Source organism: Haloferax sp. Atlit-109R, assembly GCF_003665865.1.
In the GTDB taxonomy this organism is placed as follows: domain Archaea; phylum Halobacteriota; class Halobacteria; order Halobacteriales; family Haloferacaceae; genus Haloferax; species Haloferax volcanii.
Window position 1 is genome coordinate 215,014 of the sequence record NZ_QPLO01000003.1, and the last position, 13,190, is coordinate 228,203.

The window sequence follows — 13,190 nt, forward strand, 5'->3', positions numbered from 1 at the left end:
TTAGGTCTCCCCCCGCAGCGACCGGTCAACATTAGCGAGGACAGCCTCTTTTTCGCCCGTTTCGGCGGGTGCGTCCGCGTTCCCACCGGCGTTGTCGGGGACCTCCGCACCGCGGTACACCTGGTCTAACCCGCGGTCGTCGAGCGCTTCCGGGGGTCCCTCGAAGACGAGTTCGCCGTCGTGGAGGCCGACGATGCGGTCAGCGTGCTCCATCGCGAGGTCGACCTCGTGGATGTTGATGAGCACCGGCACTTCGCGCTCGGCGGCGATATCCGTCAACAGCCGCATCACCGTCTCGGACGTCTCCGGGTCGAGACTCGACGTCGGCTCGTCGACCAGCAGAATCTTGGGCTGTTGAATCACGGCCCGCGCGATGCCGACGCGCTGGCGCTGGCCGCCGGACAGTTCGTCGACGCGTTTGTTCTCCATGCCGTCGAGGCCGACTCGTTCGAGAATCTCGTAGGCTCGTTCGATGTCTTCCGCCGGGAACGACCGACGGAACGCCTTCCAGGCCGACACGTATCCCAGCCGGCCCGTGAGGACGTTCTCCATCACGGTCAGCCGCTCGACGAGGTTGTACTCCTGGAATATCATCCCGATGTCCCGGCGGGCCGACCGAAGCGCATCGTCGCCCAGTTCGGTCAGTTCCGTGTCGTCGAGGTGGACCTCGCCGTCGTTGGGCTCGGTCAGCCGGTTGATACACCGGATGAACGTGCTCTTGCCGGCCCCGCTGGGGCCGATCATGGCGACGGTCTCGCTTCCCTCGACGGACAGCGTGACGCCTTTCAGCGCCTCGTCGCCCGTCGGGTAGGTCTTCCGGAGGTCGGTTACCCGGAGCATCTACGACCCGAGCGCGCTCTCGGTGTACTCGACACCGTTGTATCCCTGGATAATCATGATGTCTTTGAACACCGTCCGGTAGTCGATGGGGACGAACTGGTCGTAGCCGGTTCGGCTTTCGAAAGCCGTCCCCGCGAAGTCCGATTCGAGGTACGCCCGCCGAATTCCCTCCTGTATCTCGGGTTTGAGGTTGTATCGGTACGCGACCGGGCCGTTCGGGAACGGCGCGGACGCCCACACGACTTTGAAGTCGTCGAAGCTGAGGTCGCTCTGGGCCTCGACGGTGTCCACCATACAGGTCGAACAGATGGGGCCGGCGTCGTAGTCGCCGGCGGCGATGCCGCGGGTCGTGTTGCCGTGCCCGCCCGAGAAGTTGACCTCGTAGTCCTCCTCGGCGGTCACGTCGAAGTATTGGTCGAACAGCGCCGACGGTGCCTGGTGTCCGGAGTTCGACGCGGGCTCGGAGTGGCCGACCCTCACGTCGTCGCGGGCGAAGTCCTCGACGCTCTGAATGTCGTCGGCGTCGGCGCGCGTGGTCGCGAACAGCCGGTATCCGAACAGTTCGTCGGGCGTGAGTCCGGCCGCGAACGGGACCGCCCCCGCCAGGTTGACGGCGAAGGCCGTCGTCCCGGTCGAGAAGTTCGCGATGTGAGCCCGTTCGGAGCGCATCGCTTCGACGGACGCCGCGTAGCTGTTGACCTTGCTGAACTCGACGGGTTTGCCGGTCTCCTCTTCGATGCGGTCGAAGACGGCCTGGAAGTCGTCTTCGAACCGGCCTTGAACGTCCTCGCTCGGGCTCTCGGTGAACACGAGGGTGTCGGGGTCGAGCCACTCGTCTTCGTTGTCGGGCGTCTCCTGGACGGGTTGGCCGTGAGGAATCTCCTCGACCTCGCGGTTACGCATGTTCTCGAGGTCGACCGTCGACCCGCGCTGGTAGTCCTCGTCGACCAGCGCCGTCGACAAGTAGTTGTTTTCCTCCCAGGCCGGGTTCGCCGGGTCGAAACTGCTCGCGTCCGCGAGCATCGGGTCGCCGCCGGAACCGCTGGACTCCGAACCGCTGGAACCGCCGGAGCCACCGGAACCACCGGAGTCGCTATTTCCGCCGCCGGACGCGGAACAACCCGCAAAGCCAGCGGCGAGCGCGGCCGCCGATGTCTTCAGAAACGTCCGCCGTCGCCTGCCGTTATCGTCTGTCATCGAGTGGACAGCAGGATTGACTACTGATATAAGTTATGTAATTTTGATATGTTTGGGTAAATATATTTTGTGATAGTCCGGTCGGTACGGTCGGACGTGTACCACTCATTCGAGTCCGTGTGGCTCAGTAGTGTAAGGAGCAGCAACAACAGTTATGTTCGGTCTCATAGATTATGTAGCGTTTCGTTCCCTATATATCAGCGTCCCGATACTGGTTTATGCACGCTTTCCCAGGCGGAGTGTATGCCCGTGCGCACGCTCGTCGACCGCCTTCGTGAGCCCGCGTACACCGAGTCGAACCGATGTCTCCCGTGTACCGCGGTCAACCTCGTACTGCTCGGACTCGCGGTCGGTCCACTCTGGGTTCTCAGCCCCGTTGCCGCGGTACCCGTCGGTGTCGCCGGCGTCACGACCATCTGGCTCCGCGGCTATCTCGTGCCCGGAACGCCCGCACTGACCCGCCGCTACCTCCCAGCGTCGGTCCTCGCCGCGTTCGGGACGTTATCGACCCCCGTCTCGACGGCGGTGCCGCCGGACGCTGACCCCGTCGAGAAACTCGTCGGGTTCGGCGTCCTCTCGGCAGACCCCGGAGACGACCCCGCGCTCACTCCCTCGTTCCGGGCCGCGTGGCACGAGGCCGCGGAAACCCTCGCGGGCGACCCCGAAGCACTCGACAGGGCGGCCGCGACCGTGACTGCGGGCGACCGCCCGCGGATCACAGTGGCTGAGTCGGACGCCGACGGCGTCGTCATGAGGGCCGACGGGTCGTGGGTCGGGCAGTGGCCCTCGCGGACGGCACTCGTCGCCGACCTCGCAACCGAACGGACGCTCGCCGGACCCGCCTGGGACGCGCTCGGTCGCGCGGAGCGGGTCGATCTCGCCGCTCGAATACGCGGACTGGTCGAACAGTGCCCGACCTGCCGCGGGCCGACCCGAGTCTCCGACGAGACGGTCGAGTCGTGCTGTCACACGACCGCTGTTATCGCGGTCTCGTGTACGGACTGCGGCGACCGCCTCGCCGAGTTCGACCCGTCGCCGTCGCCGTTCGCGCCCGGGTGGTGAACAGGTCGGCTCGAAACGAACCGTCGAGAGGGGCGAAAAGGGATATCGGAGGACGCGGACAGCACCCGACCGAATCGGCACAATCGGTCTGCTCTCCGCGGAGTTCGCGGTGTCGTCGCCCCCGTCAAGGCCCCAACGCCGCGATATCGGCACCGACCGTCGCCAGCGCGTCGGCGGGGTTCGGGTCGCTATCGGCCAGGTGCGTGTACCGGTGGTTCGGAACCTCCGAGAGCGCCGCAGCGATGGACTCGCTGTATGTCTCGACGCCGGCCTCGGTGGGGTCGTTACCGCCCCAGACATCGCGGATGACGGTCATCGAGTCGATTCGAACGTCCACGCTGTGTGGCTCGTAGCGGGACAGCAGTTCGGACAGGCCGAGTTGGAGGGCGACGTACTCGGCGGTGTTGTTCCCGGTCCGAGAGCCGACGGGGCGACCGAGTCGGGCGAGTTGCGCCTCCTCCGAGTCCATGATGACCGCGCCCGCGCCCGCGGGGCCGGGGTTACCGCGTGAACTGCCGTCAACGTACAGGACGAACGAATCGTCGGTCGGCTCAGCGACGGGCGGTTTGGCGAGTTCTGCTGCCGACAGTTCACCGAGCGCGCGTCGCAGCTCTCCCCGTGTCGTCTCGGGGTCGAACAGGCCGCCGTAGCCGGATACTACGTCGTCGATGGCATCGGTGGCTGCGGCCATCTCGTAACCGACGCCCGCGAGCACCTCGTCGACGAGCGCGGCGAGCGGCGAGAGATGCTCGGCGGGAAGCGGCTCCTCGGTCACGGTTCCGGGGCCTCCGTCTGGTCGCCGGTCCGCGCCCTCACACCTCCGGTCTCGGTTGCGTTCGTCGGCCCGTCGAACAGTTGCATATCCGTTCTCGGTCGTCGAGCGGTATATCCCTTCAGGTGGTTCGCCCACTCGCTCGATGTCGTCTGTGACCGCCACCGGCGGACGTTCGCGGGTATCGAAGCCTGTGCGGCCGACGACGATGCGACAGACGGGGTTCGGATGTCGGCGCGCGGCGGGTGAGGCGCTCGGAGCCACACCCAAAACTATCCGTCTCGTCGTGGAACGAATCAGTCATGAAACCGTATCCGTCGACGCCTCTCCTCGCAGACGCCCCCGAGGGGTTGCTGTCGAGTGGTCACCTATGGCTCCGCGAGCACGTCGCCGGCCCCCGACTACGATTTCAGATGAAGTCGTCGGGCCGCCTGCTGTTCGGGGACCGGGATTGCGTCTTCGACGACGCGCCGCCGCCGCACGAGTGCGCCGTTCGACACGTTCGAGAGCGATTCAACCGCGACGCGTTTCGCGACGCAGTCGATGAGCCGAGGTCGTACGTCTTCTTCGGCGTCGCACCGTGTCACGTCGGTATTGACTACGACTGGGAGCGAATGCCGCCGTTTCTCGGTCGGGCCATCCGGAACGAGACCGACGAACGACTCGTCCCCATCGACGAGTCCGAGCGAGTGTTCAAACGGCTGGGTCTGACGCCGGTAAACACCTTCCAGAAGGAACTGAACGTCCGTGACTTTCACCCCGACCGGCTCGATATCCCCGAGTCAGCGTGGTACGACGGACCCGCCGCGGGGGTTATCGTCGAGAATAGGCGCGGTGGACGCGCACTCGTCCAGGGGCCCGTCCTCGACGAGGTGGACGACTACGAGCCGATACGAGGAGAGCCGAACGCAATCGCCGCCGACCTCGTAACCGACACGCGGGTCCGCCGAGCCATCGAAGCCGCCGAAGCGGCTCGGAAGTCGCCCACGACCGACGAAGTTCACGCACGCGTGTTCGAGACCGTTGTTCGAGAGGAGTACGGCCGACTCGACCGGGGCCGCGTCGATTGGAAGGCGTTGCGGTCCGCAATCGGGTCGGCCGTCGCCGAGAAACGCAGTACGCTAACCGAGAGATGAGCTATCAGTCGAGAGTTCTGTCTTGACCGAGGAGTCCGATCTCGACCGGGAACGAACCGAATGTGGGGAGCTAAGCGACGACGGTTCTCAGGCGTCTCCACCGTCAGCGTCTTCGGCGTCGGCCAAGAGCCTGTACTCGATATAGCTATCCAGCTCCGACCGAATGGAACGGGAGGCCCCTGTCGTCACCCGTTCGAAGGTGAGTCCGCTAACCAGCGTCACCAGAAAGTCCGTGACTAGTTCTGGGTCCACGTCTCTGAAATCCCCTGATTCGATGCCGTCTCGTAGTATCTCCCGTATCGTTTCGCGGAAAACGTCTTGGGACTGATTGAAACACGCTCGGAACGCTTCGTCTTGTGCCGCCTGCATCCGCAGTTCCGTCAGTACCGTTTCGTAATCCCGAATCGCTTGCTCGTCGGGTCCGGGGATGACCTGGTCGAGGAGGGTTCGAAGTCGGGTTTCTGGGTCTCCGTCGTCAGCGACGGGCATCCCAACCTGTACGACTCGGTTAAGAAGGTAGTCGAGAAGGTCCAAGAGAACGTCGTCTTTTCCATCGTAATGGTAGAAGACCAGCCCTTCTGACTTGGAAAAGTGCTGGCTGATCCGGTCGATCGTCAGGTTGGCATAGCCGTGTTCGGCAAGCGCATCAAACGTCGCTTTCAAAATCTCGGTCTTGGTATCTTCAGGCTCATCGGCAAAAAGAGGGCCCCGTTTGTCCATACTGTCCGATTCCCCCTGCACCCAATTAGCGGTTACTCTCTCTGGACGACTCGGCTCTGTGATTGAATCACCTGCCAACTCTGTCGGGAGTTGTCTAGCCATAGGCCGGTCGTACCTGTGTTTCGGAGTCGTCTCCCCCGTCCGCATTGAGGGTGCTACTGGCCGATACCGACACATTAATCCGTCCGCTCGGGATTTGACTAAGTACTCAGTAAGGATGACACAGAATATACTTCGGAGCTCACGGTTGTTGACCGTCGCGCTTACGACCGTCCTCGTCATGGGACTGGTTGCCGGCGCGATTCCCGCCGTTGCGACCGCTCAGACATCGCAGTCTGGAAGTGTCGTTGGGAACCCAGATATCACGTTTGCAACTTCGTCCGGAACGCTCTCTGCGGGCACGACTGACGAGCTCGCAATCTCGGTCGTCAATCGCGGTCTGATTGTCGAACACGGTCCATCGCAGTACGAAGAGGAAGTGATGACTGCGAGGGGATTAACGTTCGAAATCGACGACGAAAACGCTCCAATCGACGTCCAAACCGGGCAGGTCTCTCTCGGGAACTTCCCGACTGGAAGCACCGAAAAGACAGTCTCGGTCACTATCCCGGAAGACGCTGAACCGGGAACCTATCAACTCCCGGTCACCTACGAGTATTCGCACACTCGCCAGCTTCGGTATAGCTCCAGCGGAACCACTGAGGGAACCGATTCCACGCGAACGGAGACCGGCACGATAACGATTCGAATCAACGACGACGCTCGGTTCGAAATCATCGAAACAAACGCGACGACCCAAGTCGGTGATGACAACGATATCTCGTTCACGCTCAGGAACACCGGCTCGGAAGTTGCGAAAGCCGCGAGTGTGAACGCAGAGTCGAAGAGTAGCTCCTTGACGTTCGAGTCCGGCGACACGTCCTCGACGGCGTCCGTTGGCGACTGGGAGCCGGGCGAAAACCGGACGATTACGTACCGTGCAGCGCTCCAATCCGGCTCCGCCGCGCGCGCATATGCGCTGGACCTCGTGGTCAATTACGACGACAGTGACGGTATCAGCCGTACGTCTAATCCGATTACGACCACTGTCGAGTCGCTCCCCGAGCAGTCGTTCGCCTTCTCGGACGTCTCCTCGTCGCTCCGAGTGGGCGAAGATGGAGAAGTCGTCGGCACAGTCGAGAACACCGGCCCTCACACGGTTCGAAGCGTGACTATTCGACCGGTTGACAGTTCGGAAACAGTCATTCCGGGTGAGGACTCCACCGCCGTCGGGTCGCTCGCACCGGGCGAATCCAAGTCCTTCCGCCTCCCGATGGAGGTTACGAGTGAGGCGGAGGTCGGCGACAAATTACTCAATGTCGAGGTTCGGTATCGTGACGGCGACGGAGACCAGCGGACCTACGACAAACTCGACCTCCTGACGACTATCGGCCCGGACCGAGACGAGTTCGGACTCGCGGTTTCCGACCGGACGATTACCGTCGGTAAATCGCGGGTCGTCACCGTCGAAGTGACGAACAACCTCAACGAGACGGTCACCGATATCGAAGCGCGTCTATTCGCTGACGACCCCCTCAGCGCCGCTGGTTCGGACACGAGCTACATCGAGTCCTTAGAGCCCGGTGAGTCCGCGACGCTGGCGTTCGAAGTGACGGCGTCGTCGGCGGCGACGGCGGGAAGCACGTACCCCATCTCGTTCGACTTCCGCTACACGGATAGTGACGGCAGCACGCACCTCACGGACACGTTCAGGAAACCGCTGGATGCCGTTCAGCCCCAGAACAGCGGCGTGTCGCCGATGACGCTCATCTTAGGGTTGGGGGTGGTTGTCGCAGGCGGTGTCGCAGTCGTCTACTGGAGGCGGAAGTAATGTCACTGGCTGAGAGGATTGAAACGGCGACCGAACGCCTCAACACGACAATCGTGGACCGCCCACGCGTAGTCGTCGTCGCCTTTTTGCTGCTCACGGGTGTGTTCATCGGCGGGTTAGGGTCTGTGCAGATGAGCGCTGGCGGACTCGACGCGTTCACGGATGACTTACCCGAACAGAAAACCCTCGATGAGGTCGAACAGAACTTCGAGCAGCCGTTCCAGACGGATGCTCAGACGACGACGCAACTCATTCGGACGAAGAGCAACGTTCTGACTCGGGAGGCGCTCGTCCGCGACGCTCGCCTGCTCGAACGCGTTGCCGAACACGATGAGTACCGGATGGAATCGGCTCGTGGCCCGGCTCCGATCATTGCGCAGCATCTCAATCCGTCGGCGACGACACCGGCAGACTACCGGCGAACGCTCGAACGGGCGACTCCGTCAGAAATCAGACAGGCCGTTCGCGAACTCGACGACTCGTCCCGACTGTCCGGAGTGGTCTCGAACGATTTCAATCCGACCAGCGTCTCCGCGTCTGCCTCGATTACGACGATTTCGCATGACTTCCCGGGGAGCTTCGGTGACGACGACCTGACCGCTGTCCAGACGGACCTCCAAGCGATTGCTGACGACACGCCGGGCGACGTTCGTGCGTTCGGGTCGGGGACGACCGAAACGGAGATTTCGCAGTCCGTACAGGACTCGCTTCTGATCGTGATGCCCGTCGTAATCCTGTTGTTACTCTTCTTCTTGGTGGTCGCGTATCGCGACCCCATCGACGTGCTGTTGGGACTTGTCGCACTCGTGATGACGATTATCTGGACGTTCGGATTCCTCGGCTATTCGGGGATTCCGTTTAGCCAGCAGATGATTTCGGTCCCGGTGTTACTGCTTGCGGTCGGTGTCGACTTCGGCATCCACATTATCAACCGCTACCGAGAAGAGACCGAACGCGGGTTCGAAGCGGTCGAAGCGATGCGAGAAGCGAACGCCCAGCTCCTCATCGCGTTCGTCATCGTCACCGTGACAGCGGTGTTCGGATTCGGCGCAAACGTCATCTCCGACCTGACGCCGATTCGGAATCTGGGTATCGCCTCGGCGGTCGGGATTATCTTCACGTTCCTCATCTTCGGGCTGTTTTTACCCGCGACCAAGTTGGTGTGCGACAATGTGCGCACGCGGCTCGGAGTCCCGGAGTTCAACACCTCGCCAATCGCGTCAGAAGAGTCGGCCCTCGGACGAGTGTTAGCGTTCCCTGCGCGGGTGAGCCAACACGCCCCGGCAGTGATCGTCTTGGTGTTGCTGCTATCGAGTAGTTTGATGGGCGCGTACGGGGCTGGCGTCGGCACCTCGTTCGAAAACGAGGACTTCCTGCCGCCCGAGGAGCTTCCGGCCTACGTCACAGGGCTACCTGAGCCGTTCAGCCCGGGCGAGTACACGATTACGTCAACCATCAACTTGCTCGATGATAAATTTGGGAGCAGTCAGGGGAGCACGGTGAAAATATACGCCCGAGGGAACTTCAAGGAAGACCACGCGCTCGAAGCCCTCGCAGCTCCGAACGACAATCCCCCGGAGTCGTTTGCAGTTGGACCCGGTGGGCGGGCAGAGGCACAGAGCATCGTGACGGTCATTCAATCCCACGCGGAGCAAGACGAAGAGTTCGCTGCCTTAGTCGCCCGGAACGACCAGAACGATAACGGGATTCCCGACCGGAACCTCGAACGAATTTACGACGAACTGTTCGCTTCCTCAGCGAGTGGGCGGGCCGAACAGTATCTCACTGAAGATTACCGGTCCGCACTGGTCGAATATCAGACTGACTCCGATGCGTCACAGACGGAAGTGACAACTGGTGGGGAAGAGATGGCAGATGAGTTCCAGTTTAAAGCAACGTCTACGGGAGATGTCGTCGTCCGCGCAGCGGTGATGGACCGTATCTTCCAGTCTGCGATTCAGGGACTCGCTCTCGCGGTCGTCCTGACCGCCGTGTTCCTCGTGGCGATATACGGTGTCCTGGAGCGGAAACCGCTGCTCGGCGTGGTCAACGTCTTCCCGATACTGATTGCAATCGCGTTCTTGCTCGGGACGATGCGGTATCTGGATATCACGCTGAACGCGCTGACCGCGACGATTCTCTCCATCTCGGTCGGGGTCGGCATCGCCTATTCGGTGCACACGACCCACCGCTTCATCGACGAGTTCGACGCGACGACGGGCGCGCACGAAGCGATGATGATTACGCTGACCGGAACGGGAGGCGCGTTGTTCGGCAGTATGCTGACGACCGCGTTGGGTACCGGTGCGCTCGCGCTCGCAATCACGCCGATTCTCGGAAACTTCGGCGTCCTCATCGGTCTGAGCGTCACGTATTCGTTCTTGGCGGCGGTAATCGCACTCCCGCCCGCAGTGTTGCTCTGGGAACGCATACGGCAATGGGACCTCGACCCGTTGGCGCGACTCCGCCCGGCGACACGATAGGGAGTGGTTCGCTGATTCCGGACGGCGACGGAATCGGCCGAGCGGGTGTGGGTTCGGTGCCCTTCCTGCTCGCCGTGTTCGGACACGCCGCCTTCGTACTGCGACAAGGGTTGTGACGCCGTGAGTCACGCGGGGGCGCTCGGCGGGGACGGACTCAGGGAAGAAGCGAGAGCAAATCGATGAGCGTCTGTTTCACCCGCTCGTTCGAGACCGCGTAGCCGACCGCGAACATCAGACTGACCACGCACCCGACCGCGACCGATGCGAGGACACCCGAGTCGGACGGGCCGAACACGTAGGCTACCCCCGCCGCGACGATGCCACTCAGCGCGACGAACAGCCAACTTCGCCGTGGCGTCAGCCGACTTGCCTCCATGTCGACTACCCTATCGGTTGTCACGAAGAAAACTGTTGTCACCTGCGCGGTCGACGCGGAGCCGGACCCTCGCCGTCTCGCGAGTCCCGCCGACTCGCGGCCGGCCAGTCGTCAACGTTCTCGATTTCCGAGTCCAGTGACACCGATGTCACCTGCTTTCGGTCACGTCGCCGAGAAGGTATATAGATTCGACGCGTAGGTGCGCACGTAATGAAAGTCGGCTCCGAGACGAAGCTCTACAAGGCGGAGCGAACCGACGTCTCCCAGAATCAGGGGAAGTTCCGGACCTACTTCAACTTCCCCGGTCGCGCCCTCCCGGACCACGCGGACCACGGCTACGGCCCGCTCGCGACCATCGTCGAGTCGTTCATGGACCCCGACACCCACATCGCGATGCATCCCCACCGCGACGAGGAAATCATCTCGTGGGTGCCCGCCGGCGTGATGCGCCACGGCGACCAAGACGGCAACGACCTCGTCACCGACGCCGACCACCTGATGGTGATGAACGCGGGCGAGACGTTCTGGCACGAGGAGTTCACCCGCGCGGACGACCCGCCGCTCCGGATGCTCCAGATGTTCGTCCGACCCCACAGCCTCGGGCTGGAGCCGAACATCCAACACGAACCCATCGACGCCCCCGTCGAGGGCGAGTGGCGACACCTGTTCGGCCCCGAGGGCTCCGACGCGCCGCTTTTCGTCCGCAACCAAGTGGACCTGTTCGACCTCCGACTCGACGCCGGGTCGAGCGCCGACCTCCCCGAAATCGAGGGCCGCGACGCGTACTTCTACGTGTTCGATGGCGCGGTCGAGGCCGCCGGCACGCGCTTCGGGAAGACCGAAAGCGGCCTGCTCGTCGACGACGCCGGCCTGACGCTCACCGCCGACGAGGACGCCACCGTCGTCGCCTTCCTGGTCGACCCCGACGCGCCCGTCACCCGACAGGGAACCATCGGTCGCTGACCGCGGCCCGACGCGCCGACCCGTCCCCGCCGCGAAGCGCCGCCACCCAACGCACTCTCCAACACTCCGCCCAACTCGATGCTCACAGACACCGCCGGAATCCACCACGTCACGGGAATCGTCCGCGACGCGCAGGCGAACGTCGACTTCTACGCGACGACGCTCGGTCTGCGCCTCGTCAAGCAGACGGTGAACTTCAACGAGAAGTTCACGCGTCACCTGTTTTACGGCGACGAGACCGGCTCGCCCGGGACGGCCCTGACGTTCTTCCCGTACCCCGCCGAGGAGCCGGGTCGCCCCGGCACGCCGCAGATTCGGACCGCGTCGCTCGTGATACCCCCCGACGCCGTCGACTACTGGGCCGACCGCCTCACCGACCGCGGCGTCGAAGTCGACGGCCCGTTCGAGCGGTTCGACGAGACCGTTCTTCGGATTTCGGACCCCGACGGCACCGACCTCGAACTCGTCACCGGCGAGTCGTCGGTCGAACCCTGGGATGACGGTCCGGTCCCCGCCGAGCGCGCGATTCGCGGTATCCACGGCGTCACGCTCCACTCGACGAACCCCTTCGTGACCGCAAGCGTGCTCGACACGCTCGGGTTCGACCTCGTCGCGCAGGAGGGCGACCGCGTCCGCTACCGAGCGCCGGGCGACCGGGCGACCGTCGTGGACCTCCTCGACCGGGACGGGGAGTTCGGCCGCGAGGGCGCGGGGAGCATCCACCACGTCGCGGTCCGCGTCGAGGACGAGGCCCAGTTGTACGAGTGGCACGACCTGTTCCGCGAGCGCGGCTACGACGTGTCGCGGGTGAAAGACAGACACGTGTTCCAGTCGCTGTACGTCCGCGAACCGGGCGGTATCCTGTTCGAACTCGCGACCGACGGTCCCGGTCTGACGTTCGATGTCGACCCGGAGACGCTCGGGGAGTCGCTGTACCTCCCGCCGTGGCTGGAGGAGGACCGAGAGATGATACAGAACCAACTGCGCCCGCTGGACCTGCCGGCTGGCGTTGGACCCAGTAGCGACGGCGGGTCGAACTGATGGCTCCCCGTCCGACCACGCCCCGGTCCGCAACCGACCCCCACGAGGGACAGGAGATTGCGACGGCCGGCGCGCCGCCGCAGGTCGCCGACGCGGCCGTTATCATGCTCCACGGCCGCGGGTCGAAAGCGCGGCACGTCCTCACGCTCGTCGACGAGTTCCTCCACCGGGGCGTGATGTACCTCGCGCCGCAGGCCGCCGGGAGTTCGTGGTATCCCGCCCCGGCCGCCAGTCCCATCGAGCGAAACGAGCCGTGGCTCACCTCCGCGCTCAGCCGGGTGTCGGCCGCGCTCGATATCGCCACCGACGCCGGGGTTCCCCCCGAGCGCGTCGTCTTTTTCGGGTTCTCGCAGGGCGCGTGCCTCGCCGCCGAGTTCGCGCTTCGGAACCCCCGTCGGTACGGCGGCCTCGTCGCGCTCTCGGGAAGCCTCCTCGGCCCCGACCTCGGGAGCCGGCCCGCCGGCGACGACGGCAATGGCGACCACGACGGTCACGGCAGCGACGCCGACTTCGAGGGCACGCCGGTTTTCTTCGGAAGCGGCCGCGACGACCCCCGCGTCGAGGCCGACCGCGTCGAGGCGTCGGCCCGAATCTTCGCGGAACTCGGCGCCGACGCGGCGAGTCGGCTGTACGAGGGACTGGGCCACGCCATCAACGACGACGAAATCCGGATCATCGACTCGTTCATCGAGCGACTCGACTGACGCGCGATGCGGTCGTTTTCAGAGTT

At 63.9% G+C, this 13,190-nt stretch carries 12 protein-coding genes; 7 read left to right on the forward strand and 5 right to left on the reverse strand.

The genetic code is table 11. The annotated features are described in order from the left end of the window. On the reverse strand, positions 1-840 hold the full coding sequence (gene phnC / locus DVK03_RS17300; protein WP_115803873.1) for a phosphonate ABC transporter ATP-binding protein: 840 nt from the start codon (positions 838-840) through the stop codon (positions 1-3). Beyond that, positions 841-1,863, reverse strand: coding sequence for a phosphate/phosphite/phosphonate ABC transporter substrate-binding protein (phnD, locus tag DVK03_RS17305; protein ID WP_004064519.1), 1,023 nt, complete (start codon positions 1,861-1,863; stop codon positions 841-843). Between the two features lie 417 nt (positions 1,864-2,280). On the opposite strand from phnD, the gene DVK03_RS17310 reads away from it, so the two are divergent. Further along, on the forward strand, positions 2,281-3,099 hold the full coding sequence (locus tag DVK03_RS17310; protein ID WP_115803874.1) for a hypothetical protein: 819 nt from the start codon (positions 2,281-2,283) through the stop codon (positions 3,097-3,099). A gap of 124 nt (positions 3,100-3,223) precedes the next feature. Here the strand turns inward: DVK03_RS17310 and DVK03_RS17315 are convergent, their stop codons facing one another. Continuing rightward, complete coding sequence (locus DVK03_RS17315) at positions 3,224-3,874, reverse strand: ribonuclease HI family protein (protein WP_004064514.1); 651 nt, start codon at positions 3,872-3,874, stop codon at positions 3,224-3,226. Positions 3,875-4,284: 410 nt separating this feature from the next. Between DVK03_RS17315 and DVK03_RS17320 the strand changes: the two genes are divergently transcribed. Then, complete coding sequence (locus DVK03_RS17320) at positions 4,285-5,007, forward strand: hypothetical protein (protein WP_115803875.1); 723 nt, start codon at positions 4,285-4,287, stop codon at positions 5,005-5,007. A gap of 87 nt (positions 5,008-5,094) precedes the next feature. Here DVK03_RS17320 and DVK03_RS17325 read toward each other — a convergent pair whose 3' ends face one another. Next, positions 5,095-5,727, reverse strand: coding sequence for a TetR/AcrR family transcriptional regulator (locus tag DVK03_RS17325; protein WP_115803876.1), 633 nt, complete (start codon positions 5,725-5,727; stop codon positions 5,095-5,097). A gap of 481 nt (positions 5,728-6,208) precedes the next feature. Here DVK03_RS17325 and DVK03_RS17330 point away from each other — a divergent pair, with 481 nt between their 5' ends. Both DVK03_RS17330 and DVK03_RS17335 read left to right on the forward strand, forming a co-directional pair. Further along, entirely contained in the window at positions 6,209-7,597 is a 1,389-nt protein-coding gene (locus tag DVK03_RS17330; protein ID WP_115803877.1) for a COG1361 S-layer family protein, read from the forward strand. Next, entirely contained in the window at positions 7,597-10,080 is a 2,484-nt protein-coding gene (locus DVK03_RS17335) for an RND family transporter (protein ID WP_004064510.1), read from the forward strand. The genes DVK03_RS17330 and DVK03_RS17335 overlap by 1 nt, the downstream gene beginning before the upstream one ends. Before the next feature lie 154 nt (positions 10,081-10,234). On the opposite strand, the gene DVK03_RS17340 is transcribed toward DVK03_RS17335, so the two are convergent. Next, positions 10,235-10,456: a hypothetical protein gene (locus DVK03_RS17340; protein WP_004040822.1), complete on the reverse strand. Its 222-nt coding sequence runs from the start codon at positions 10,454-10,456 to the stop codon at positions 10,235-10,237. A gap of 210 nt (positions 10,457-10,666) precedes the next feature. Here DVK03_RS17340 and DVK03_RS17345 point away from each other — a divergent pair, with 210 nt between their 5' ends. From DVK03_RS17345 to DVK03_RS17355, 3 genes are all read left to right on the forward strand, one after another. Then, a complete protein-coding gene (locus tag DVK03_RS17345) occupies positions 10,667-11,419 on the forward strand; it encodes a pirin family protein (RefSeq protein ID WP_115803878.1) in 753 nt (250 codons plus the stop codon). A 78-nt stretch (positions 11,420-11,497) separates the two neighbouring features. Continuing rightward, a complete protein-coding gene (locus DVK03_RS17350) occupies positions 11,498-12,460 on the forward strand; it encodes a ring-cleaving dioxygenase (protein WP_115803879.1) in 963 nt (320 codons plus the stop codon). Continuing rightward, positions 12,460-13,164 carry an alpha/beta hydrolase gene (locus DVK03_RS17355; RefSeq protein ID WP_115803880.1) on the forward strand — a complete coding sequence of 235 codons (705 nt, stop codon included), beginning with the start codon at positions 12,460-12,462 and terminating at the stop codon, positions 13,162-13,164. Before DVK03_RS17350 ends, DVK03_RS17355 begins: the two co-directional genes overlap by 1 nt. The last annotated feature ends 26 nt before the right edge of the window (positions 13,165-13,190 follow it).